Genomic DNA, 22491 nt, shown 5'->3' on the forward strand with positions numbered 1-22491 from the left:
CGGCCGGGGGCTTTCTGTTGAATTTGCGCGACTTGCCCTGGCGGGTGCGACAAATCGTCCCTATCTCACAGGCTCACAACGAACAGGGCCCCCCTGATGGACTTCCTTGCCGATCCCGGCATCTGGCTCGGGCTGCTGACCCTGGTCTCGCTCGAGGTCGTCCTCGGCATCGACAATCTGGTCTTCATCGCCATCGTCGCCGACAAGCTGCCGGCGGAGCAGCGCAACCGCGTGCGCCTGGTGGGCCTGTCGCTGGCGCTGATCATGCGCCTGCTGCTGCTGTTCTCCATCTCCTGGATCGTGACGCTGACCGAGCCGCTGTTCAGCGTCGCCGGCTTCCCGCTCTCGGGCCGCGACCTCATCCTGGTGCTGGGGGGCGCCTTTCTCTTGGCCAAGGGCACGATGGAGCTGCATGAGCGGCTGGAGGGCGGCGCGGCGCACCACGGCCCCAAGGCCGGCACCGCCGCCAACGCCTTCTGGCGCGCGGTAGTGCAGATCGTGCTGCTGGACGCCGTGTTCTCGCTGGACAGCGTCATCACCGCCGTCGGCATGGTCGACGAACTGCCGGTCATGGTGGCCGCCGTCTGCATCGCCATGGTGGTCATGCTGGTGGCGTCCAAGCCGCTGATGGCCTTCATCTCCCGCCATCCCACCGTCATCATCCTGGGGCTGGGCTTCCTGCTGATGATCGGCTTCAGCCTGGTGGCGGAAGGCCTGGGCCTGCACATCCCCAAGGGCTACCTGTACGCCGCCATCGGCTTTTCCATCCTGATCGAGGCGGCCAACCAGATCGGCGGGCGCAAGCAGGCCAAGCCGGGCGCCGCCGCCCCGGGCGAGGCCACCATCGCCACAGTAATGACCCCGCGCGACGCCGTGGAATGGGTGGATCTGTCGGCAGGCCAGGATGAGGTGCGCGAGGCGGTCCTGGCGCTGAACCACAGCCACGTCATCCTGGGCCGCGATGGGCTGGACACCGTGCTGGGCTTCGCCGCCAGCCATGACCTGGTGAAGCGGGTGATGGCGGGGGAAATGGTCACGGGCGACGAGGCCCTGGCCCCCGTGGTGGCCCGGCCGGATCAGTCGGCACGGTCGGTGCTGGCCCTGATGCGCGACATGGGGGCGGAACTGGTGGTGGTCATGGACGCGCAAGGCCAAGTGCTGGGCGTCGCCACCCCGGCCGATGCGCTGAAGCTGCTAGCTTAGGCGCCCTCAAGCGCCGGGTGGCCCCAGTCGAGGCCTAGATGTGAGTTGCCAATAGGTTGTCCACTCGATCCTGCCGGAGGAAGCTGAGGTTGCGAAGCTTCAGCAATCCTCGGGAGGATCGAGTGAACGTGCACAAGAATGCCCGATTGACGCCAAGGGGTCGAGCCGAGTTGGTTCGGCGAGTGCTCGCCGGCGACGGCGTTCAGGCCGTGGCGACAGCCTTCGGCACGACGGCGAAGACCGTCAGGAAATGGGTTGAACGGTACCAGGCCATGGGCCTGCCCGGCCTGGAGGACCGGTCCTCCAGGCCGCACCGACTGCGCAAGCCCACACCGCCGGCCGTGGTGGAACAGATCATCGCTTCGCGCCGGCAGCGCTTGGTCGGGAAGCAAATCGCCCAGGAAGCTGGGGTCTCCTGCTCAACGGTCAGCCGTGTCCTCCGGGCTGCGAAACTCAGCCGCGCCAAAGACCTTCAACCGCAGGAACCGGTCATCCGCTATGAGCGCAAGGCACCAGGCGAACTGATCCATCTGGACATCAAGAAGCTGGGCCGCTTCGAGAAAGTCGGCCATCGCATCACCGGCGACCGTACTGGCCAGAGCAACAGCCGAGGCGTCGGCTGGGAGTTCGTCCACGTCTGCATCGATGACGCCTCACGCTTGGCGTTCAGCCAGATCATGAAAGACGAGACAACCCAAAGCTCCGTCCCGTTCCTCAAGGCCGCGGTCGCCTACTACGCCAGCCTGGGCATAAAGGTCACCCGCGTCATGACCGATAACGGTTCCTGCTACAGGGCCTTCGCCTTCCGCGACGCCTGTGCCGAGTTGGGCCTGAAACACATCAGGACAAAACCCTACACCCCGAAAACCAACGGCAAGGCCGAGCGCTTCATTCAAACCGCCCTGCGGGAGTGGGCCTACGCAAAGGCGTATCCCTCCTCAGACGGGCGCGCCGCCGAATTGCCCGCCTGGCTGCACCGATACAACTGGCATCGACCACACAGCAGCCTAAAATCATTGCCGCCCATCAGCCGCATCGGCCTCGATCGGGACAACCTGATGACACTCCACACCTAGAGCGGCATGAATCTCATGCCGCTGTATCAATCCCGCCGGGCGCCGATCAGGAATTCCTTGTTGCCCTCGGGCCCCAGGATGGGGCTGGGGTCCACGCCCAGGACGGTCCAGCCGGGACGGGCGGACAGCCAGGCGACGATGGCGTCGCAAACCTCCTGGTGCAGTTCCGGCTCGCGCACCACGCCGCCCTTGCCCACGCGGCCCTTGCCCACCTCGAACTGCGGCTTGATCAGGGCCACCAGCGCACCCCCGGGTCGCACCAGGTCCAGGGCCGCCGGCAGCACGGTGGCGAGGCCGATGAAGCTGGCGTCGCACACCACCATGCCGATGGGGTCGGGGATGTCGGCGGCCGTCAGGTGCCGGGCGTTGGTCTTTTCCATGACCACCACGCGCGGGTCGGTGCGCAGCTTCCACGCCAACTGACCATGGCCGACGTCCACGGCATAGACCTTGGCGGCCCCCCGGGTCAGCAGCACATCGGTGAAGCCGCCGGTGCTGGCGCCCACGTCGATGGCGGTCACGCCCGTCGGATCGAGCCCGAAATGATCCAGGCCATGCACCAGCTTCAGCCCGCCGCGCGACACCCAGGGATGATCCTGGCCCTTCAGGGTCAGGGGCTTGTCGGCGGGAATGGTCTGGCCCGGCTTGTCGATGCGCAAGGTGTCGGCATAGACCAGGCCGGCCAGCACCAGCGCCTGGGCCCGGGCGCGGCTTTCCACCAGGCCGCGTTCCACCAAGGCCTGGTCCACCCGGATCTTTCCCGGCTTTTGGCCCGGCTTCTTGCCAGGCTCCTGGGCCTTCTGCGGGGTATCGTCCGACATCAGGCGTTGGGCGTCCGCGCCGCCGCCTGACTGCCCAGCGCCTTGATGACGGTATCGACGATGCCGTTGGCGTTGAGGCCGGCCTCGTCATACTGCTTGGCCGGGTTGTCGTGTTCCTGATAGTGGTCGGGCAGCACCATGGGGCGGAACTTCAGGCCGGCGTCGAACAGCCCCTCCTCCGCCAGGAACTGCATGACCTGGGCGCCGAAGCCGCCCACCGAGCCTTCCTCGATGGTCACCAGCACATCGTGCTCAACCGCCAGGCGACGCACCAGTTCCTTGTCGATCGGCTTGGCGAAGCGCGCGTCCGCCACCGTCGTCGACAGGCCCCGCACCGCCAGATCCTCGGCCGCCTTCAAGGCCTCACCCAGGCGGGTACCCAGGCTGAGGATGGCCACGGTGTTGCCCTCACGCACGATACGACCCTTGCCGATGGGCAGAATCTCGCCCTTCTCCGGCATCTCCACGCCCACGCCCTCGCCGCGCGGATAGCGCAGCGCGATGGGGCCGGCGTCATAGGCCACGCTGGTCGCCACCATGTGCACCAGCTCCGCCTCGTCCGCCGCCGCCATCACCACCATGTTGGGCAGGCAGCACAGATAGGCCAGGTCGAAGGCGCCGGCATGCGTGGCGCCATCCGCCCCCACCAGGCCCGCCCGGTCCATGGCGAAGCGCACGGGCAGGTTCTGGATCGACACGTCGTGCACCAGCTGGTCATAGCCGCGCTGCAGGAAGGTCGAGTAGATGGCCACGAAGGGCTTGTAGCCCTCCGTCGCCATGCCGGCGGCGAAGGTCACGGCATGCTGCTCGGCGATACCCACGTCGAAGGTGCGCGTGGGGAAGGCCTGGCCGAACAGGTCCAGGCCCGTGCCAGACGGCATGGCCGCCGTGATCGCCACCACCTTGTCGTCGGCCTTGGCCTCCTTCATCAGGGCTTCGGCGAAGACACGGGTGTAGGTCGGCGCGTTCGCCTTGGCCTTGGCCTGGGCGCCCGTCACCACGTCGAAGCGACCCACCGCGTGCAGCTTGTCCGCCGACGCCTCGGCCGGCGCGTAGCCCTTGCCCTTCTGCGTCACCGCGTGGATCAGAACCGGGCGGCCGTTCGGCTCATCCCGGATGTTCTCCAGGATGGGCACCAGCTGGTCCAGGTCATGACCGTCGATGGGGCCGACGTAGTAGAAGCCCAGCTCCTCGAACAGCGTCCCGCCCATGACCATGCCCCGGGCGTATTCCTCCACCCGCCGCGCCGCGTTCTGCAGCGGACGGGGCAGGTGTTCCGCCACCTGGCGGCCGATGTTGCGCAGGTGGCGGTACTGGCTGCTGCTGACCAGCTTGGCCAGGTAGCCCGACACGGCCCCCACCGGCGGCGCGATCGACATGTCGTTGTCGTTCAGGATCACCACCAGGCGCGAGCCCAGGGCACCGGCGTTGTTCATCGCCTCATACGCCATGCCGGCGGAGATCGACCCATCGCCGATCACGGCGATGACATGGTTGTTGCCGCCCGCCAGGTCGCGCGCCACCGCCATGCCCAGGCCGGCGGAGATGGAGGTGGAACTGTGCGCCGCCCCGAACGGGTCGTACTCGCTCTCCGACCGCCGGGTGAAGCCCGACAGACCACCGCCCTGCCGCAGCGTGCGGATGCGGTCCCGACGACCCGTCAGGATCTTGTGCGGATAGGCCTGATGACCCACGTCCCAGATGATGCGGTCAGCCGGCGTGTCGAACACGTAGTGCAGCGCCACCGTCAGTTCCACCACCCCCAGGCCAGCGCCCAGGTGACCACCCGTCACCGACACCGCGTCGATGGTCTCGGAACGCAGCTCGTCCGCAACCTGGCGCAGCTGCTCTGGACGCAGCGCGCGCAAACGGTCAGGCGTCGGACACTGGTCCAACAACGGGGTCTTCGTCGCCATTCATCGGCTCCCAGTCAAACTTTTCTTAAGATCGCCGATCCACAACGAAGCGCGCCACCGCCTGCAACATCGACGCCCGGCCCTCGAAAATTTCCAGGTGGCGCGTGGCCTGGTCGGCCAGGCGGCCGGCCTGATCACGCGCCCGCTCCAGCCCAAGGATGGACACGAAGGTCGCCTTGCCCGCCGGCTTGTCACGGCCCACGGACTTGCCGGTCTCTGCCTCCGTCCCTTCCACGTCCAGAAGGTCGTCGGCGATCTGGAAGGCCAGGCCCAGATCATGGGCGTAGGCCTGAAGGGCGTGGAATTGCGGCGGGGAGGCGCGGCCCAGGATGGCGCCGGCGGTGGCGGAGAAGGCGATCAGCTCGCCGGTCTTCATCCGCTGCAGCCGGGTGATGGCGCCGATGTCCAGGGACTGGGTTTCCGCGATCAGGTCCAGCATCTGGCCGCCGACCATGCCGCGCGGGCCGGACGCCTTGGCCAGCGCCGACACCAGGGCGCAGCGCACGCGCGGGTCCTCGTGAGTCTCGGCATCGGTCAGGACCTCGAACGCCGCGGTCAGCAGGGCGTCGCCCGCCAGGATGGCGGTGGCCTCGTCGAACTCGCGATGCACAGTGGGCCGGCCCCGGCGCAGGCTGGCGTCGTCCATGGCCGGCAAATCGTCATGAACCAGGGAATAGCAGTGGACGAACTCCACCGCCGCCGCCACCCGCAGGGCGCAGGCCGGGCTGACGCCGAACAGGCGGGCGCTTTCCATGACCAGGAAGGGCCGCAGCCGCTTGCCCCCGCCCAGGCAGCCATAGCGCATGGCCTCATACAGCTTGGCTTCCGCCATGCTGCTACGGGGCAGCAGGATGTCGATGGCGGTTTCCACCTGTTCGACGGTGTCCGCCATGGCGACGGTAAGGGTTTTGGGCAGGCTGGGCATCAGGGCACACTCGGGGCGTAAGGGTACGGGCTTAATCGATGCGGGCCGGTTCCATGCCCACCGTTCCGTCGCCGCCCAGGGTGATGCGGTCGACCTTTTCCTGCGCCTCCCGCAGCTTGCCCTCGCAATGGCGTTTCAGCAGCGTGCCGCGCTCATAAAAACCGATGGCGTCGTCCAGCTTGGCCTTGCCGTCCTCCAGCTGGCGCACGATACGCTCCAGCTCACCCAAGGCGTCCTCGAAGCTCATGGCCTTGATATCGGCCGGCAAGGTCAGTTCGGTCATGAAGGGTCCACTATCAACGCGAGGGAAACAGGCAACGCCGAAAAAACAGGCTGGGCGCGCGGGCGCGTCCAAATCACACGCGGGTGACTGTAGGACCGGGCGGCCCCCGCCCGCAAGCACCGTGGCCGGGAGGCTGTCCTACCACGGGTGGCGGGCGTGTGTCCCCCGCCTGCCTCAAACCTCCATCAGGGTACCCACATGGGCGGCGACGCAGGACGCCAGCGCCATCGGATCATAGCCCCCTTCCAGGGTGGAGACCAAGCGGCCCTGGCAATGGCGGGCGGCCAGGGCCGCGATCTCCGCCGTTATCCAGGCGAAATCATCCTCCACCAGCCCCAGGTCGGCCAAGGGATCGGCGCGGTGGGCGTCGAAACCCGCGGAAATGAAGATAAGTTCCGGGGCGAAGGCGTCCAGGGCCGGCAGCAGGCGGGTTTTCATGCCCTCGCGGAACTCCGCCCCGCTGGAGCCGGCGCGCAGCAGCACGTTCACCACCGTCCCGTAATCACCCGTGTCACCCAACGCGCCGGTACCGGGATAGAGCGGCCATTCGTGGGTGGACCCATAGAACAGGTCGGGGTCGTGCTCCGCCAGGGTCTGGCTGCCGTTGCCGTGGTGGACGTCGAAATCGACGATGGCGACCCGGCGCAGGCCATGGGCGAAGCGGGCATGCTCCGCCCCCACGCCGACATTGTTGAACAGGCAGAAGCCCATGGACTGGCCCGGTTCGGCATGGTGCCCCGGCGGGCGGACCGCGCAGAAGGCGTTGCGCACCTCCCCCGCCATCACCGCGTCCACGGCGGCGCAGACGGCACCGGCGGCGTGCAACGCCGCCTCGAAGGAGCCGGGGGACAGGACGGTGTCGCCATCCAGCGACACGATACCGGTGATGGGAATGGAGGCCTGCAGGCGGGCCACCAGATCCGGCGTGTGCACCCGCTCGATCTGGTCCAGCGTGGCGCGCGGCGCCTGCCGCCGGTCCAGGTATTGGAAGCGTTCGGCATCCAGCGCGCGCAGCACGGCCGACAGGCGGGCCGGACATTCCGGGTGGCCCGGTCCCGTCTCATGTTCCAGGCAGGACCAGTGGGTGAACAACGCCGTCGCCATGGTGACCGTTTCCTCGCATGCCCGCTTATTATTGCCCGCATCATCACAGATGCGGCGGATCGGCCGCCAGTGCCTAACCGGCGTGCCGACTTTAGAATGATCCAAATCAGGGGGTTCAAGCCCGGCGTATCGTGAAGGTCAGCACCCCGTCCGCCTCATCCACCGCCACCAGGGCATGGCCGGCCGACTGGCAGAAGGCCGGCACGTCCCGGCGGGCGGCCTGGTCGGTGGCCAACAGGGTCAGGACAGCCCCCGGCGCCATGGCCATCAGCGCCTTGCGCGCCCGCAGGACCGGCAGGGGACAGACCAGCCCCTTGGCATCCAAGCTGCGATCCCCGCTCATCGCGGGGCCTTCAGCGCCGCGGTGGCCAGGAACAGCCAGCCCAGGATGAAGCTCATGCCGCCCACCGGCGCCACCGCGCCCAGCGCGCTGGGCCCCCACCAGCCCAGGCCATAAAGGGCGCCGCCGAACAGCACGCAGCCCAGCAGGAATAGCCAACCCGCCAGCGCCGCCAGCCGCCGGTGCAGCACCTGGCCGCCCAGCGCCGCCGCCACGGTCACCCCGGCGTGCATCAATTGATACTGGCTGGCCGTCTGCCACAGCCCGACGGCGTGGGCGTCGCGCACGGCACCCAGGCCGTGGACGGCATAGGCGCCGGCCGCCACCGCCAGCGCGCCGATGATGCCGGCGACCACCACCCGCAGCCGGGCATCCCTTGTCAAGGCGTTCCCTGGCAACGCGTCCCTTGCGGGCATTCCCCTACCCCTTCGCATTCAATGTCTTGGGGCAGGATATGAGACGGCAGCGCCGGAACCGCAAGCGTTCCTGGAAACGCGAACGGGCCGCCCCTGGGAAGGGACGGCCCGCCGCTTGCGTCTTTTATAAGATCAGCCGGCCAGCTTGGCGGCGATCTTCGCGACATGGGCGCCCTGGAAGCGGGCGCCGGCCAGCTCGTTCTCGCTGGGCTGGCGCGAGCCGTCGCCGTTGGCGATGGTGGTGGCGCCGTAGGGGCTGCCGCCCGTCACCTGCGAATTGTCGGTCTGGCCCTGGAAGCTGTAGGGCAGGCCCACCACCACCATGCCCTGGTGCAGCAGCGTGGTGTGAAAGGACAGGATGGTGCTTTCCTGGCCGCCGTGCTGGGTGGCGGAGGAGGCGAAGACGCTGCCCACCTTGCCGATCAGCGCGCCCTTGAACCACAGGCCGCCCGTCTGGTCCAGGAAGTTGCGCATCTGTGAGGCCATCATGCCGAAGCGGGTGGGGGTGCCGAAGATGATGGCGTCGTACTGGGGCAGCTCATCCACGGTGGCGATGGGCGCCTCCTGGTCCAGCTTGATGCCGGCCTTCTGCGCGACCTCGGCCGGAACCAGCTCCGGCACGCGCTTCACCACCACCTCGGTGCCGGCCACGGACGCGGCCCCTTCGGCCACGGCCTTGGCCATCGTCTCGATATGGCCGTAGCTGCTGTAGTAGAGGACGAGAACCTTGGCCATTGCCATCTCCATCAAAGGGTTCAGCCGGCGTTGGTGCGGGGTGCGGCGCCCGGCGTTGCGATGAACGAACCATACCCGCGTTCCCCGTTGCGGATAATCAGGCGACTGGGCATAAAATTGTTCCGCCTTTTGCAACAATTCTGGCACAGCCCGCGAGAGACCTGACATGGACCGCCTGGACGACATGGCCCTGTTCGCCCGCGTGGCCGAAACCCGCAGCTTCACCGTGGCGGCGGCCAAGCTGGGCCTGTCCCGCTCCGCCGCCAGCCGGCGCATGACGGACCTGGAGGCGCGGCTGGGCGCCCGGCTGCTGAACCGCACTACGCGGCGCATCAGCCTGACCGAGGCGGGGGAGACCTACCTGGCCCGCGTGCAGCAGATCCTGGCCGACGTGGATGACGCCGACCGCTCCGTCGCCAGCCTGCACGCCGCCCCGCGCGGTGTGCTGAAGGTGGCGGCACCCATGACGTTCGGCATGCAGCACCTGGCCCCCGCCATCGCCGACTTCCTGTCCGCCTTCCCGGCGATCGAGGTGGAGATGGATTTGAACGACCGCTTCGTCGACCTGGTGGACGAGGGGTATGACGTCGCGATCCGCATCGGACAGTTGAAGGACAGCACCCTGGTGGCCCGGCGCCTCTGCCCCGCCCGGCTGGTGCATGCGGCCAGCCCGAGCTATTTGACCCGGCGCGGCGTGCCCCGGGCGCCGGAGGACCTGGCCCAGCATGATTGCCTGGTCTACACCAACCTGCCGCAAGGGGCCCAATGGCTGTTCCGTACCACGCCGCTGACCCCTGGGGCGCCGCGTGGCGGCAACCACGACCTGGACGCCGCCACCCGCCTGGTCAAGGTGAACTCCCGCCTGCGCGCCAACAACGGCGACGTGCTGCTGCAGGCGGCGTGCGCCGGCGTCGGCATCATCGCCCTGCCCACCTTCATCTGCGGCAAGGCCCTGGCCGAGGGCAAGGTGGTTCCCATCCTGCAGGAATGGGCGGTGACGCGCAGCGCCATCAACGCCGTCTTCCCCGCCAACCGCCACCTGTCGTCCAAGGTCCGCGTCTTCGTCGACTTCCTGGCCGACCGCTTCGGCCCCAATCCCTATTGGGATGCCGGGCTGAAGCTGGGGTAGAGAAGCCCAGCGCGGCAGAAAAAGACGCAACGGAGCGTAGCGACAAGGCCCCGACCGGGGCCGCCGGACCTTTCCGGGGAGCGTAGCGGACTGAAAAGGGAGGATAGCCAAGGGGCGGATGCCCCGCCGGCGCTTGAGGGAACCCAAAACCCATAATTAAAAACGGCGGATCAGGCTTGGGCCCCTGGGGGCATCCATCCTGGTCCGCCGTTTTTTCTCAGTCGGATGGGCAAAAGCCTCGAAACCGCATCCAGGGCGGCCGCTTTGCCGCGATAGATCCGACCGTGTTTCCGGACGTCCCACCATGCCGGGGGTTTCGTTCGGTTCAAAGCGCGGGCTATGCCGCCCGCCTCCTGAGACAAAGCGTGCGCCTGGGCGCCGCCGGGGTCAAACGCCGTTCCGGCATGCCGCGGCGCGGCGGCCGCCCGCCCAGGTCATACCGGGTTAACAGACCGCCCCTTGCGCCCTTGACCTTTGTCCGCCGGGGTACCTCCGCCCGCGAACCCGCAATTGCTGCAACCCGCCCATCCGGGCGGTTCATATGCCGCAAAACATCCCCGCTTGACATGGAAAGGGGAGTGGCTACTTAAAGGGTACTGATTTGGTCCGGATTGCCGGGCCGGGTTTTTCAACAGGCACAGGACCCCAACGCACGTGATCCGGCTGAGCAAATTGACGGACTACGCCGTCGTGGTGATGACCGCGATGATGCAGGGGGATGGCGGCCCGCATACCGCCGTCTCGCTGGCGGAGCGTACCGGCCTGCCGGCCCCCACCGTGTCCAAGATCCTGAAACTGCTGGCCCGCGACGGCCTGATGGCCTCGCACCGGGGTGCCGCCGGCGGCTATCGCCTGGCGCGCGCGCCGGACGCCATCAACGTCGCCCAGATCATCGCCGCCATCGACGGCCCTATCGCCCTGACCGACTGTGTCGAGGGGGCGCCCGGGGCCTGCGGGGTGGAGAGCCTGTGCCCCCGCCGGGGCAACTGGGACCGGGTGAACCGCGCCGTCCGTGGCGCGCTGGAGGGCGTCAGCCTGGCCGACATGGCCCGGCCGATGTTCCCCGATCCCGTCCTGCCCAAGGCGGCGCCGGCCCTGCCGGCCACCGCCGACGCTATTTGATTTCGAGGAAGAGCGAGAACATGGCCGCCACCGAACAGACCGTCGAACAGGTCCGCGCCGTCACGGAGCAGAAGTACAAGTACGGCTTCACGACCGAGATCGAGTCCGACCTGGCGCCCAAGGGCCTGAACGAGGACATCGTCCGCTTCATCTCCGCCAAGAAGGGGGAGCCGGAGTGGCTGCTGGAATGGCGCCTGCAAGCCTACCGCCACTGGCTGACGATGGAGGAGCCGACCTGGGCCATGGTCGACTTCCCCAAGATCGACTACCAGGACAGCCATTATTATGCAGCACCCAAGGCCGCCAAGGACAAGCCCAAGTCCCTGGACGAGGTCGATCCCGAGCTGCTGGCCACCTATGAGAAGCTGGGCATCCCGCTGAAGGAACAGGCCATCCTGGCCGGTGTCGAGGGCGCCGGCGACATGCCGGCCGTGGCCGTGGACGCCGTGTTCGACAGCGTGTCGGTCGCCACCACCTTCAAGAAGAAGCTGGAGGAGAAGGGCATCATCTTCTGCTCCATCTCCGAAGCGGTGCGCGAGCATCCGGAGCTGGTGCGCAAGTACATGGGCTCCGTCGTCCCCTACTCCGACAACTACTACGCCACGCTGAACTGCGCCGTGTTCACCGACGGGTCGTTCGTCTACATCCCCAAGGGCGTACGCTGCCCCATGGAGCTGTCGACCTACTTCCGCATCAACGCCTCCAACACCGGGCAGTTCGAGCGCACGCTGATCATCGCCGACGAGGGCAGCTACGTCAGCTACCTGGAGGGCTGCACCGCCCCCATGCGCGATGAGAACCAGCTGCACGCCGCCGTGGTGGAGCTGGTGGCGATGGATGACGCCACCATCAAGTATTCCACCGTCCAGAACTGGTACCCCGGCGATGAGAACGGCAAGGGCGGTATCTACAACTTCGTGACCAAGCGTGGCGCCTGCCGCGGCAAGAATTCCAAGATCAGCTGGACCCAGGTGGAAACCGGCTCCGCCATCACCTGGAAGTACCCGAGCTGCATCCTGCAGGGCGACAATTCGGTGGGCGAGTTCTACTCGGTCGCCATCACCAACAACTACCAGCAGGCCGACACCGGCACGAAGATGATCCACATCGGGAAAAACACCCGGTCGACCATCGTGGCCAAGGGCATCTCCGCCGGCAAGGCGCAGAGCACCTATCGTGGCTTGGTGCGCATCCTGCCCAAGGCGGAAGGCGCGCGGAACTACACCCAGTGCGACAGCCTGCTGATCGGCGACAAGTGCGGGGCCCACACCGTGCCCTACATCGAGAGCCGCAACCGCACCGCCCGGGTGGAGCATGAGGCCACCACCGCCAAGATCAGCGAGGACCAGCTGTTCTACTGCCGCGCCCGCGGCCTGTCGGAAGAGGACGCCGTGGGCCTGATCGTCAACGGCTTCTGCCGGGAGGTCCTGAAGGAACTGCCCATGGAGTTCGCGGTCGAGGCGCAGAAGCTGGTCGCCATCAGCCTGGAAGGCAGCGTGGGCTAAGGGCGCCGCAACCGCCCCCACCCACCCAAGCTGCACACGACATTCGGTTTCAAGGAACGTTTCAAAATGCTCGAAATCCGCAACCTGCACGCCACCGTCGACGGCAAGGAAATCCTGAAAGGGATCAACCTGACCATCAACCCGGGCGAGGTGCATGCCATCATGGGCCCTAACGGCTCGGGCAAGAGCACGCTGTCCTACGTGCTGTCGGGCCGCGACGGCTATGAGGTGACCGAGGGTTCCGTGACCTTCCAGGGCAAGGACCTGCTGGCCATGGAGGCCGAGGAGCGGGCGGCGGAGGGCGTGTTCCTGGCCTTCCAGTACCCGGTGGAAATCCCCGGCGTGTCCAACACCACCTTCCTGAAGACGGCGTTGAACGCGGTGCGCAAGCACAAGGGCTTGCCCGAGCTGGACGCCATGCAGTTCCTGAAGCTGATCCGCGCCAAGGCCAAGGCCTTGAACATGAACGACGACATGATCAAGCGCGCCGTCAACGTCGGCTTCTCGGGCGGTGAGAAGAAGCGCAACGACATCCTGCAGATGGCCATGCTGGAGCCCAGCTTCGCCATCCTGGACGAAACCGACAGCGGCCTGGACATCGACGCCCTGAAGCTGGTGGCCGACGGCGTGAACAGCCTGCGCAGCCCCGAGCGCTCCATGCTGGTCATCACCCATTACCAGCGCCTGCTGAGCTACATCGTGCCCGACCACGTGCACGTCCTGGCCTACGGCAAGATCGTGCGCAGCGGCGGCAAGGAGCTGGCGCTGGAGCTGGAAGCCAAGGGCTATGCCGAATTCGGCTCGCCCGAAGCCGCCTGAGGGGTGCGTTCCATGGCCGCCATCGCCACCCTGAAAGACCTGTACGAAACCCTGAGCCCCGGCCTGCCCGGCGCCGGTGCCGCCGGCCTGGACCGGCTGCGCGCCGACGGTTATGCCCGCTTCCTGGCCGACGGCATCCCCACGACCAAGGTCGAGGGCTGGAAGTACACCAACCTGCGCGACCTGGCCGGCGTCAGCCTGGCCCCGGCGCAATCGGCCGCGAACACGGATTTCGATATCCCCAGCGTGGCGCCGGGCAAGACCCACCGCCTGGTGTTCGTGGACGGTGTGTTCAACGCCGCCCTGTCCGCCGTGGGCACCCTGCCCCAGGGCGTCACCCTGGACAGCCTGCGCGGCCTGATCGAGTCCTCCCCCGCCACGGCGGCCGAGGTGCTGGAGCGCTTTCCGGCGCCCAAGGCCGACACCGGCCGGCGCGTCGGCCCCAATCCCGGCCGTGGCCAGTCGGGCGGCCTGGTCGGCCTGAACGGCGCCTTCCTGGCCGAGGGCGCGGTGCTGACCGTGGGTGAGGGCGTGACGCTGGCCCAGCCGGTGGAGATCGTCTTCGTCGCCACCGCCGCCGATGGCGCCTGGCATCCCCGTTTGCTGATCGACGTGGCGGCGGGCGCCGAGGTGACGGTGGCCGAGCACCATGTGGCCCGGGGTGGCGGCGCCACCTTCGCCAACATCGTCAGCGGCGTGCGCGTCGGCGAAGGCGCCATCCTGCGCCACGCCAAGTTCCAGGAGGAGGATGACGCCGCCCTGCACTTGGCCAGCGTCACCGCCACGGTGGCGGCGTCGGCCACGTATGAGACCTTCGTGCTGACCACAGGCGGCCGCCTGGCCCGCACCGATGTCCAGGTGCGCCTGGAAGGGTCGGGCGCCAGCACCCGCGTCTCCGGCGTCTATGGCGTGGATGGCAGCCGGCATGCCGACTTCACCAGCCTGATCGACCATGTCGCCGCCAACTGCACCAGCCGCGAGGTGGTGAAGGGCGTCATCGACGGCAAGGGTCGCGCCGTGTTCCAGGGCAAGATCATCGTGCGGCCGGACGCGCAGAAGACGGACGGCCACCAGCTGAACCGCGCCCTGCTGCTGTCCGACACGGCCGAGATCGACGCCAAGCCCGAGCTGGAGATCTACGCCGACGACGTGAAGTGCAGCCACGGCGCCACGGCGGGCGAACTGGATGAAGAGGCGCTGTTCTACCTGCGCGCCCGGGGAATTCCGGCCGACACCGCCCGCGCCCTGCTGATCGCCGCTTTCCTGGACGAGGTGGCGGAGGAGATCGGCGACGCACACCTGCGCGCCTATGCGACCGCCCGCATCCAGGACCGCATCGGCCGCCTGACGGGCATCACAGTCGACACCGACGTCCCGGTGTTAGGGGAGTGACCTCATGGACACCCGCATCTTGACCAACGCGCCGTACGACGTGGACAAGGTCCGCCAGGATTTCCCCATCCTGACGCGCCTGGTGCATGAGAAGCCGGGCCGTCCGGGCAAGCCGCTGGTCTATCTGGACAATGCCGCCAGCGCGCAGAAGCCGCGGGCCGTCATCGACGCCATGGCGAATTTCATGGCGCACGATTACAGCAACGTCCATCGCGGCGTGCACTACCTGTCCCAGGTGGCGACCAACCTGTATGAGGCGACGCGGGTCAAGACGGCCACGTTCCTGAACGCGCCCTCCCCCGACACCATCGTCTTCACCCGCAGCGCCACCGAGGCCTTCAACCTGGTGGCCAGCAGCTGGGGCGGCGCCCATCTGAAGGCGGGTGACGAGATCATCCTGAGCGTGATGGAGCATCACGCCAACATCGTGCCCTGGCAGCTGCTGCGCAGCCGCACCGGCATCGTCATCAAGGTGGCGCCGGTGCTGGACGACGGCACGCTGGACCTGGACGCGCTGGCCGACCTGCTGAAAAGCCCCAAGGTCAAGCTGGTGTCGATCACCCACGGCAGCAACGTGCTGGGCACGGTCACGCCGGCGGCGGAGATCGCGCGCATGGCGCACGCGGCCGGCGCCAAGGTGCTGTTCGACGGCAGCCAGGCGGCGGTGCACATGCCGGTGGACGTGCAGGCCATCGACGCCGACTTCTACATCATGACCGGGCATAAGCTGTACGGCCCCACCGGCTTCGGCGTGCTGTACGGCAAGGCCGAGCTGCTGGAGTCCATGCCCCCCTATCAGGGCGGCGGCGACATGATCCAGACGGTGACCTTCGAGGAAACCACCTTCCGCGAGGTGCCGCACCGGTTTGAGGCCGGGACGCCGCCCATCGTGGAGGGCATCGGCTTCGGCGCCGCCATCGACTATGTCACCGCCCTGGGCATGGACGCCATCCACGCCCATGAGCAGCGCCTGCTGGCCTATGCCACGGAGCGGCTGCAGGCCATCCCGGGCCTGCGCCTCATCGGCACCTCGCCCGCCAAGGCGGCCATCCTGTCCTTCACCATCGAGGGCGTGCACCCGCACGACATCGGCACCCTGGTGGACCGGGCCGGCGTGGCGGTGCGGGTGGGCCGGCACTGCGCCGAGCCGCTGATGGACCGCTTCGGCGTGGGCGCCACCGCCCGCGCCAGTTTCGCCCTGTACAACACCGAGGCCGAGGCCGACGCCCTGGTGGACGCCGTGCGCGCGGTGAGGGAGTTCTTCAACTGATGTTCGACGATCTGCGCGACCTGTACCAGGAAGTGATCCTGGACCACGGCAAGAATCCCCGGAACTTCGGCAAGCCGGAAAACTTCAACCGCATGGCCCGGGGCGAGAACCCGCTGTGCGGCGACAAGATCAACGTCTACCTGTCCATCGGCCCCGATGGCCGGGTGCGGGACGCCCATTTCGACGGCCGTGGCTGCGCCATCAGCCAGGCCAGCGCCTCGCTGATGACGGAGACGCTGAAGGGCAAGACGGAGGCGGAGGCCGAGGCGCTGTTCGGCCACTTCCACGATATGTGCACCAAGGACGACCACGAGCACACCGACCACGGCCCCCTGGACCCGGAGGCGGTGGAGAAGCTGGACGTGCTGTCGGGCGTGCGGGAATTCCCCATGCGCGTCAAGTGCGCGACCCTGGCCTGGCACACCATGCATGCCGCCCTTGAGGGCGACGACAAGACGACGACGGAGTGAGCGAGATGTCTGGAGCCGAACGACCCATCGCGCCGGATGTTACGCTGCAGGCGCCGGCCACCATCCCGGATGAGGACAAGCTGCCCCCCGACGCGCCCCTGGCGGATCGCGTGACGGAGGCGTTGAGGACCGTCTACGACCCCGAAATCCCGGTGAACATCTATGAGCTGGGCCTGATCTACCGCTGCGACATCGACGCGGACGGCCTGGTCGAGATCGACATGACCCTGACCGCCCCGGGCTGCCCCGTGGCCGGGGAAATGCCGGGCCAGGTGCAGGGCGTCGTTGCCTCCGTCGACGGGGTCAAAGACGTGACCGTGAATCTGGTGTGGGAGCCGGCCTGGAACCCCAGCCTGATGTCCGATGAGGCGCGCGTCGCCCTCAACATGTTCTGACGTGTGGAGAGAATCATGAGCCGCATGGAACGCCCGAAAGCGATGAGCCTGACGGATGCCGCCGCCGCGCGGGTGAAGGAGATCATGGCCCAGCGGGAAACGCCGGCCGTGGGCCTGCGCGTCGGCGTGAAGGCGCGCGGCTGCTCCGGCCTCAGCTATTTCGTCGAATACGCCGACGCCAAGAAGCCGTTCGAAGAGGTGGTGGAGGAAAAGGGCGTGACCCTGCTGCTGGACCCCGCCTCCACCATGTTCCTGCTGGGCACGGAGATGGACTACAAGGAGGACAAGTTCCAGTCGGGCTTCGTCTTCACCAACCCGAATGAAAAGGGCCGCTGCGGCTGCGGCGAGAGCTTCACGGTCTGACCGGCCGACGCTCATAGACTTGGCGCCCAGGGCGCGGCGGGACACCCCTGCCGCGCCCTTCGCTTTTCCGGGGCCTGGCGACGCCCCTGGGCGGGCCCATTAATTAAAGCAAATTTCCGAAACTACCCGCCCCAACGTTGATTATCGCTCTCATTCCCAAATGATGGATCAGCCACCTATCCTTTAGGTGCGTACTTATATTTGTACATTACAGGCGAATGTTTTCGCTGTCAGGATAATTGCCTCCTATATACGAAAGATAGCGCCATACACCCAAACGTTACTTGGGAAGCGCCCCCAAAATTAATCCCCCGTTAAGCGGATTGCGGCAATGTGTCGCAGTTTGGATGCCCTATCCGCCGCTTGATTTGGAGAGATCGATGATCCGCTGGTTCGCCAACCTGAAACTGATCATGAAGCTGGCCATTCCCCTGAGCTTGATCGCGGTGGTGGCCATCAGCATCGTGGTCATGGCCAGCCGGGGCTTGAACGATCTGAACGACGCCACCAACCACGTCATCGAGGTCGACGCCGCCCGCCAAGCGCTGGCGCTGGAGACGCAGAGCCAGCTGAACGCCGCCACCGTGGACGCCAAGAACATGATCCTGGTGGAAAGCGAATTCAGCAAATTCGAGAAGACCTACCGCGAGAAGATCGCCAAGGCCCAGGCCAACATCGACAAGCTGATCAGCCTGGCCGACACGCCGGAGCGGCGCGCCATCAATGAAAACCTGAAACAGTTGCTGAACGCCTATGTCGCCGCCAACGAGCCGTCCATCGAGGCCGCGCGGCGCAACGAGGATGCCACCGCCGCCAAGATTTCCATGGGCGCCGCCCGTGACGCCCGCCTCGCCGTCATGGAGGCCCTGCAGAAGCGGGTGGAGGCCAACCAGGCCGCCATGGACAAGGCCAAGGTGGACACCGACGTTCTGACCGACAACGTCAGCAACACCCTGATGACGCTGGCCGGCACCGGCATGGTCGCCAGCTTCGGCCTGATGGCCGCCATCGTCATCTTCCTGACCGTCCGGCCCATCAGCCGCGTCACCGGCGCCATGAGTGCCATCGCCGACGGCCAACTGGAGACCGAGGTGCATGGCGCCGACCGCAAGGATGAGGTGGGCGCCCTGGCCCAGGCCCTGCTGATTTTCAAGGACAACGCCTTGGCCGTCCGCCGGCTGGAGGCCGAGCAGGCCCAGGCCAAGGCCCGTGCCGAGGCGGAGAAGCGTCAGGCGATGGAACGCCTGGCCAACGATTTCGAGCGGACCGTCCTGGGTGTGGTCAACGGCGTGACCTCCTCCTCCTCGGAGATGCAGCAGGCCGCGCAGAGCCTGTCCGCGACCGCCGAGCAGACGTCCCGCCAGGTCACCTCCGCCGCCGGCGCGGTGGAGCAGGCCTCGCAAAGCGTCCACACCGTGGCCGCCGCCGCCGAGGAACTGACCGCCTCCATCAACGAGATCGGACAGCAGGTCGCCCGCTCCACCGCCATCGCCGGCGAGGCGGTGCAGGAGGCCGGGCGCACCCAGGAAAAGGTCGAGTTCCTGGTCCAGGCCGCCAACCGCATCGGCGAGGTCATGACCCTGATCTCCACCATCGCCGGTCAGACCAACCTGCTGGCCCTGAACGCCACCATCGAAGCCGCCCGGGCGGGTGAGGCCGGCAAGGGCTTCGCCGTCGTCGCCGCCGAGGTCAAGGGCCTGGCCAACCAGACCGCCAAGGCGACCGAGGAAATCTCCGCCCAGATCTCCGCCATCCAGTCCGCCACCGGCGACGCCGCCACCTCAATCACCAGCATCGCCAGCACCATCGTCCGTATCAACGAGATCGCCAGCACCATCGCCTCCGCGGTGGAGGAGCAAGGGGCCGCCACCCGCGAAATCGCCAGCAACGTGCAGCAGGCCGCCGTCGGCACTTCGGAGATAGCCTCCAACATCTCCGGCGTGAAGGACGCGGCAACCCATACGGGAAGCGCCGCCACCCAGATGCTGGGCACCGCCGGCCGCCTGTCCACCGACGCCGGCGCCCTGCGCACCCAGGTCAACAGCTTCCTCTCCGTCCTCCGCACCGCCTGACCCCGGCGGCAACGGGCCCGGTAGAGGGCAGGCAGGACAACGGTCAGTATGAAGGAAGCGCCCGGCGGCCCCACCGCCGGGCGTTCCTCATGGCGCCGGCGGCCAACCCTGGCGGATCACATCCTTGATCGACCGGACCAGCGCGATCAGGTCCGGGATCATCCGCCGCATCGTGTCCATATTGCCGTCGAATTGGGGGCGAGGGGCGGGGGCGCCGATTATGATGGGTGGATCGTGGCGTTTCCCGGCATCAATGGCCAACCCCAATAAAGTCGAGCCGGTACTTTTGCCCGCCTGCGGATCCTCCCCCTTCATCATTGGCTCAAAGGTGTCGTAGCGCTGAACGACCAAGGAGCCGAACCAGGTCCAGCCGCAGATCTTCTCATGGTCGAACTCGAATACCCTGAACTTCTTATGCCACTTGAGTGAGACGCCGCAGGAACGGAAGATCTCGGCAGCCTCGTCCATGCTAAAGCGCGGGCCGTCAATATCTCCCATCGTGGCATACTTCTCGCAGAACCTTAGATAGTTCCGCACGTAGTCAGAGGCGGCCACAATGCTCAACAGATGCTCGCGGCTTTCGAGGTCACGTATTAAATGCATCAATATATCCTGCCTTCAATATCGCGAATCTTAATGGAAAGGCTGGACGCCTTGCTTATTATGGAGGACGGGACTGGCTTTGTCTGAACCGGCACCTCCAGCCAAAGCTGCCCCATCAGGTGGGATTCCAAGAGTTCTTCTGGTCTGGACGGGACCTCGGCAATCCTGACCCCAGGCCGGTACTTCCTGTAAGCCTCCTGCAACATAGCGAACGCCGACTCTTCCTTTATATCAGCCAACTGAGTGAACTTCCGTGATACCGGGCCGGCACCGAGCATCGGGTCCAGCGGACCATATGAATCGAGAACCCAGTATTTTTTCCCGGACATCTTTTCTATGTAGATTTGATTAAATTGATAACGCGCCGCCTGCTGCCGGTCGAACTCCTTCCCAGCCCGTATCCGTTCCAGCCAGGTCGTGAGGGTGCGCAGAACGGTGACGCCCGGGAAAGCGGCTCCGGGGGTCGCTGCTGTGGAAAACGCGGTGTCGGCCTCGACGACATCGAGCACGGCGAAGCTGCGCCCTTCGGGCAAGCCGGCCACGATTTCCATGCGCACGATCATGGGGCTGAGGCCCTGCGCCACCGCCTGGGCCCGCAGTGCCAAGCCAGCGCGGGCCGCTTCAGCCCGGGCTAGCCCTACCCGGGCGGCCTCGCCCAACGCACTGGCCTGGACCTTGGACGCCGCCGCCGCTTCGGCCCCCCGCGCCATGGCCGTCGCGGGGGAGCGCCCCGCCTCGATGCCCAGGAACTCCAGGAAGCCCAGCAGTTCCTTGCGCCAGCCGGCGGTATCGGCGATCCAGCCCGCGCGGCCGGCACCCTCCACGCCGGCCACCACACTCGCCTGGATACCATAGTTGGCCAAGTCCAGCAGGTAGGCGCCCAATTCCAGCGGCGCGTAGAACGCCCGGTCCACCGTGCCGAGCAGATCTGGACGTTCCATACCCAGGGCCTGTCGCGTCTCCGGCGAAAAGCCCAGCTTGGGGGGCGACCCCAATTCCCGAGTGATGGTCTGGGCGATCGACCGTTCGCGCTCCAGCGGCGGCCGGAATCCGGGGACGGGATAGATGAACCGCGGATGCCCGGCCGGGTCGGTGGCCATCAGCGGGGCCGTGGCGCCCGGTGGCGTCAGGCTATAGCCGTCAGGCAACCACCAATCCGGTGGCAATTCCCGCATGAAGACGCCGACATAGGCATCGGTCTCGGCCATGGCACGTCCCCGTGGTTGCGCGCCCGGGTTGATTTACGGCGCGCACCCTCACGGTCAAGGCTGACATCTTGGCTTATGCATTTCGGTGCCCGGGGACGCCCTTACCCGGGGCTGGCGACACCCAAATTGGTGACGGCCATGTCCAGCTCCTCCAGATCGACGGTGGCCACGTCGATGACCACGTAGGAGGAGGCGGGAAAGCGGGCCATGAGCCGGTTGCGGAAATCGCGCGGCCCGGCGGCATAGCCATGGACGACGCGGGCGCCGCCCTTGCCTCCACCGACGCCACCGGCCACCAGGCTGATGCGCGCCTCGAACAGGGTGTCACCCGGGGACCATGCCTGGGAGAACAGATTCAGATGGCGGGGGATGACCTGCTGAAGGGTGCCGCGCCGCTCCTCCACCTCCTTGGAGCGGGCGGCGATCTCCTCCATCTCGCCATCCAGCTCCCGCAGGGTGTCACGCAGCTCCCCTTCTTGCAGGCGGGCCTGGCGCAACTTGGCGGCGGCGCGGTTACGCTCCTCCACCGCCGCGGTGACGCGCTTTTCGGTCTTGCGGATCTCCGCGATCAGGCGCTTCAGCGACCAGGCCATGATGGCGCCGCCGATGGCCACGGCGCCGACATGGGTGGGGTCGGGGTTGGCATAGGCCTCGGCCAGGGCGTCCATCAAACCCATGGGGAATCCTCCTCGATCGGCGGCTCAGACGGACGCGGGGGCGCCGCGCGCGGCCAGGCCGCCGGACGGGGCCGATCCCTGGACCTGGCGCAGGTTGGTGACGGTGAAACCGTCGGCCAGGGCGAATTCGTTTTGCAGCGCCGTGCGGGCGTCCATTTCCGTGCGGGCCCAGACGCGCGCGCGGTGGAGATGCCGCCACAAGGGGCAGATGGTCTCCATGCCGGCGACCACGCCGTTGGTCAGGGCGCTGTTGGCGATGTCGGCGGAATAGAGCGCCATGCCGGTGGCGGAGGGCGGGCCCAGGTCGTGCCAGACCTCGACCCGCCGCCGCTCGAACTCCTCGCATTCCTTTTCCAGGCGCTGCAGCGCGCTGGTATCGCGGAAGCGTTGCGCGATGCGCTGGTCGCGCACCCGGGTGGTGTCCCGGTTCGCGGCCGCCAGCTTCTCCGCCGTGCGCTGGATTTGCTGGATCTCCTGCTTCACCTTGGCATGGCGGGCCAACAGCTCATAGACGTCGCTGATCACCAGCCGCAGCAATTCCATCAACAGCACGCCGGCCAGGATGGCGCCCACGATGGCTAGGATCACCAGATCCGGTTTGTCGATGTGCACCAGGCCCTCGGCTGCTGATGGAGTGGATGACGCTA

24 protein-coding genes are annotated in these 22491 nt (G+C 67.1%); 12 read left to right on the top strand and 12 right to left on the bottom strand.

Translation table 11 applies throughout. From position 1 onward, the window contains the following. The first annotated feature begins 96 nt into the window (after positions 1-96). Entirely contained in the window at positions 97-1203 is a 1107-nt protein-coding gene (locus UCD39_RS16615; RefSeq protein ID WP_330497034.1) for a TerC family protein, read from the top strand. Positions 1204-1325: 122 nt separating this feature from the next. Beyond that, the gene (locus UCD39_RS16620) at positions 1326-2279 is read left to right on the top strand and encodes an IS481 family transposase (protein ID WP_330497035.1); all 954 of its coding nucleotides are present in this window, start codon (positions 1326-1328) and stop codon (positions 2277-2279) included. A 26-nt stretch (positions 2280-2305) separates the two neighbouring features. Here the strand turns inward: UCD39_RS16620 and UCD39_RS16625 are convergent, their stop codons facing one another. From UCD39_RS16625 to wrbA, 8 genes are all read right to left on the bottom strand, one after another. Further along, on the bottom strand, positions 2306-3100 hold the full coding sequence (locus tag UCD39_RS16625) for a TlyA family RNA methyltransferase (protein ID WP_330497036.1): 795 nt from the start codon (positions 3098-3100) through the stop codon (positions 2306-2308). Then, complete coding sequence (gene dxs / locus UCD39_RS16630; RefSeq protein ID WP_330497037.1) at positions 3100-5016, bottom strand: 1-deoxy-D-xylulose-5-phosphate synthase; 1917 nt, start codon at positions 5014-5016, stop codon at positions 3100-3102. Before dxs ends, UCD39_RS16625 begins: the two co-directional genes overlap by 1 nt. Positions 5017-5041: 25 nt before the next feature. Continuing rightward, positions 5042-5941 (bottom strand): polyprenyl synthetase family protein, encoded by a 900-nt coding sequence (locus UCD39_RS16635; protein WP_330497038.1) that lies wholly within the window; start codon positions 5939-5941, stop codon positions 5042-5044. A gap of 31 nt (positions 5942-5972) precedes the next feature. Then, positions 5973-6224 carry an exodeoxyribonuclease VII small subunit gene (locus tag UCD39_RS16640; RefSeq protein ID WP_145613231.1) on the bottom strand — a complete coding sequence of 84 codons (252 nt, stop codon included), beginning with the start codon at positions 6222-6224 and terminating at the stop codon, positions 5973-5975. A gap of 174 nt (positions 6225-6398) precedes the next feature. Beyond that, a complete protein-coding gene (locus tag UCD39_RS16645) occupies positions 6399-7328 on the bottom strand; it encodes a histone deacetylase family protein (RefSeq protein WP_330497039.1) in 930 nt (309 codons plus the stop codon). Positions 7329-7443: 115 nt separating this feature from the next. Then, entirely contained in the window at positions 7444-7671 is a 228-nt protein-coding gene (locus tag UCD39_RS16650) for a sulfurtransferase TusA family protein (protein ID WP_330497040.1), read from the bottom strand. Further along, on the bottom strand, positions 7668-8051 hold the full coding sequence (locus UCD39_RS16655; RefSeq protein WP_330497041.1) for a DUF423 domain-containing protein: 384 nt from the start codon (positions 8049-8051) through the stop codon (positions 7668-7670). Before UCD39_RS16655 ends, UCD39_RS16650 begins: the two co-directional genes overlap by 4 nt. 165 nt (positions 8052-8216) lie before the next feature. Further along, the gene (gene wrbA, locus UCD39_RS16660) at positions 8217-8819 is read right to left on the bottom strand and encodes an NAD(P)H:quinone oxidoreductase (protein WP_145735729.1); all 603 of its coding nucleotides are present in this window, start codon (positions 8817-8819) and stop codon (positions 8217-8219) included. A gap of 166 nt (positions 8820-8985) precedes the next feature. Here wrbA and UCD39_RS16665 point away from each other — a divergent pair, with 166 nt between their 5' ends. From UCD39_RS16665 to UCD39_RS16710, 10 genes are all read left to right on the top strand, one after another. Continuing rightward, positions 8986-9948 (top strand): LysR family transcriptional regulator, encoded by a 963-nt coding sequence (locus UCD39_RS16665; protein ID WP_330497042.1) that lies wholly within the window; start codon positions 8986-8988, stop codon positions 9946-9948. Positions 9949-10602: 654 nt separating this feature from the next. Further along, positions 10603-11070: an SUF system Fe-S cluster assembly regulator gene (locus UCD39_RS16670; protein ID WP_145735725.1), complete on the top strand. Its 468-nt coding sequence runs from the start codon at positions 10603-10605 to the stop codon at positions 11068-11070. Between the two features lie 20 nt (positions 11071-11090). Then, complete coding sequence (gene sufB / locus UCD39_RS16675; protein ID WP_145735723.1) at positions 11091-12575, top strand: Fe-S cluster assembly protein SufB; 1485 nt, start codon at positions 11091-11093, stop codon at positions 12573-12575. 66 nt (positions 12576-12641) lie between these two features. Continuing rightward, positions 12642-13394: a Fe-S cluster assembly ATPase SufC gene (gene sufC / locus UCD39_RS16680; RefSeq protein WP_330497043.1), complete on the top strand. Its 753-nt coding sequence runs from the start codon at positions 12642-12644 to the stop codon at positions 13392-13394. Between the two features lie 12 nt (positions 13395-13406). Beyond that, positions 13407-14786, top strand: a complete 1380-nt coding sequence (gene sufD / locus UCD39_RS16685) for a Fe-S cluster assembly protein SufD (RefSeq protein ID WP_330497044.1) — start codon at positions 13407-13409, stop codon at positions 14784-14786. Positions 14787-14790: 4 nt separating this feature from the next. Next, positions 14791-16056 carry a cysteine desulfurase gene (locus tag UCD39_RS16690; RefSeq protein ID WP_330497045.1) on the top strand — a complete coding sequence of 422 codons (1266 nt, stop codon included), beginning with the start codon at positions 14791-14793 and terminating at the stop codon, positions 16054-16056. Beyond that, positions 16056-16526, top strand: coding sequence for a Fe-S cluster assembly sulfur transfer protein SufU (sufU, locus tag UCD39_RS16695; protein WP_330497046.1), 471 nt, complete (start codon positions 16056-16058; stop codon positions 16524-16526). The genes UCD39_RS16690 and sufU overlap by 1 nt, the downstream gene beginning before the upstream one ends. Positions 16527-16531: 5 nt before the next feature. Further along, a complete protein-coding gene (locus UCD39_RS16700; protein ID WP_330497047.1) occupies positions 16532-16921 on the top strand; it encodes an SUF system Fe-S cluster assembly protein in 390 nt (129 codons plus the stop codon). A gap of 15 nt (positions 16922-16936) precedes the next feature. After that, positions 16937-17284: a HesB/IscA family protein gene (locus UCD39_RS16705; protein WP_145735712.1), complete on the top strand. Its 348-nt coding sequence runs from the start codon at positions 16937-16939 to the stop codon at positions 17282-17284. 380 nt (positions 17285-17664) lie between these two features. Further along, positions 17665-19356, top strand: a complete 1692-nt coding sequence (locus UCD39_RS16710; protein ID WP_330497048.1) for a methyl-accepting chemotaxis protein — start codon at positions 17665-17667, stop codon at positions 19354-19356. 87 nt (positions 19357-19443) lie between these two features. Here the strand turns inward: UCD39_RS16710 and UCD39_RS16715 are convergent, their stop codons facing one another. The 4 genes from UCD39_RS16715 to UCD39_RS16730 all read right to left on the bottom strand — a co-directional run bounded on the left by UCD39_RS16715 (position 19444) and on the right by UCD39_RS16730 (position 22456). Further along, a complete protein-coding gene (locus UCD39_RS16715) occupies positions 19444-19959 on the bottom strand; it encodes a hypothetical protein (RefSeq protein ID WP_330497049.1) in 516 nt (171 codons plus the stop codon). Then, on the bottom strand, positions 19959-21167 hold the full coding sequence (locus tag UCD39_RS16720) for a hypothetical protein (RefSeq protein ID WP_330497050.1): 1209 nt from the start codon (positions 21165-21167) through the stop codon (positions 19959-19961). The genes UCD39_RS16715 and UCD39_RS16720 overlap by 1 nt, the downstream gene beginning before the upstream one ends. A gap of 101 nt (positions 21168-21268) precedes the next feature. Continuing rightward, positions 21269-21844 (bottom strand): hypothetical protein, encoded by a 576-nt coding sequence (locus UCD39_RS16725; protein WP_330497051.1) that lies wholly within the window; start codon positions 21842-21844, stop codon positions 21269-21271. A gap of 24 nt (positions 21845-21868) precedes the next feature. Further along, entirely contained in the window at positions 21869-22456 is a 588-nt protein-coding gene (locus tag UCD39_RS16730) for a hypothetical protein (RefSeq protein ID WP_330497052.1), read from the bottom strand. Positions 22457-22491: the final 35 nt, after the last annotated feature.

This window comes from Nitrospirillum karajorum, from assembly GCF_036348415.1.
Lineage (GTDB): Bacteria > Pseudomonadota > Alphaproteobacteria > Azospirillales > Azospirillaceae > Nitrospirillum > Nitrospirillum amazonense_B.

Bases quoted from the DNA above. Each gene is read 5' to 3' on its own strand.
- UCD39_RS16615 (WP_330497034.1), top strand. From the start codon at position 97: ATGGACTTCCTTGCCGATCCCGGCATCTGGCTCGGGCTGCTGACCCTG.
- UCD39_RS16625 (WP_330497036.1), bottom strand. From the start codon at position 3,100: ATGTCGGACGATACCCCGCAGAAGGCCCAGGAGCCTGGCAAGAAGCCG.
- dxs (WP_330497037.1), bottom strand. From the start codon at position 5,016: ATGGCGACGAAGACCCCGTTGTTGGACCAGTGTCCGACGCCTGACCGT.
- UCD39_RS16635 (WP_330497038.1), bottom strand. From the start codon at position 5,941: ATGCCCAGCCTGCCCAAAACCCTTACCGTCGCCATGGCGGACACCGTC.
- UCD39_RS16640 (WP_145613231.1), bottom strand. From the start codon at position 6,224: ATGACCGAACTGACCTTGCCGGCCGATATCAAGGCCATGAGCTTCGAG.
- UCD39_RS16645 (WP_330497039.1), bottom strand. From the start codon at position 7,328: ATGGCGACGGCGTTGTTCACCCACTGGTCCTGCCTGGAACATGAGACG.
- UCD39_RS16650 (WP_330497040.1), bottom strand. From the start codon at position 7,671: ATGAGCGGGGATCGCAGCTTGGATGCCAAGGGGCTGGTCTGTCCCCTG.
- wrbA (WP_145735729.1), bottom strand. From the start codon at position 8,819: ATGGCCAAGGTTCTCGTCCTCTACTACAGCAGCTACGGCCATATCGAG.
- UCD39_RS16665 (WP_330497042.1), top strand. From the start codon at position 8,986: ATGGACCGCCTGGACGACATGGCCCTGTTCGCCCGCGTGGCCGAAACC.
- sufB (WP_145735723.1), top strand. From the start codon at position 11,091: ATGGCCGCCACCGAACAGACCGTCGAACAGGTCCGCGCCGTCACGGAG.
- sufC (WP_330497043.1), top strand. From the start codon at position 12,642: ATGCTCGAAATCCGCAACCTGCACGCCACCGTCGACGGCAAGGAAATC.
- sufD (WP_330497044.1), top strand. From the start codon at position 13,407: ATGGCCGCCATCGCCACCCTGAAAGACCTGTACGAAACCCTGAGCCCC.
- UCD39_RS16690 (WP_330497045.1), top strand. From the start codon at position 14,791: ATGGACACCCGCATCTTGACCAACGCGCCGTACGACGTGGACAAGGTC.
- sufU (WP_330497046.1), top strand. From the start codon at position 16,056: ATGTTCGACGATCTGCGCGACCTGTACCAGGAAGTGATCCTGGACCAC.
- UCD39_RS16700 (WP_330497047.1), top strand. From the start codon at position 16,532: ATGTCTGGAGCCGAACGACCCATCGCGCCGGATGTTACGCTGCAGGCG.
- UCD39_RS16705 (WP_145735712.1), top strand. From the start codon at position 16,937: ATGAGCCGCATGGAACGCCCGAAAGCGATGAGCCTGACGGATGCCGCC.
- UCD39_RS16710 (WP_330497048.1), top strand. From the start codon at position 17,665: ATGATCCGCTGGTTCGCCAACCTGAAACTGATCATGAAGCTGGCCATT.
- UCD39_RS16715 (WP_330497049.1), bottom strand. From the start codon at position 19,959: ATGCATTTAATACGTGACCTCGAAAGCCGCGAGCATCTGTTGAGCATT.
- UCD39_RS16720 (WP_330497050.1), bottom strand. From the start codon at position 21,167: ATGGCCGAGACCGATGCCTATGTCGGCGTCTTCATGCGGGAATTGCCA.
- UCD39_RS16725 (WP_330497051.1), bottom strand. From the start codon at position 21,844: ATGGGTTTGATGGACGCCCTGGCCGAGGCCTATGCCAACCCCGACCCC.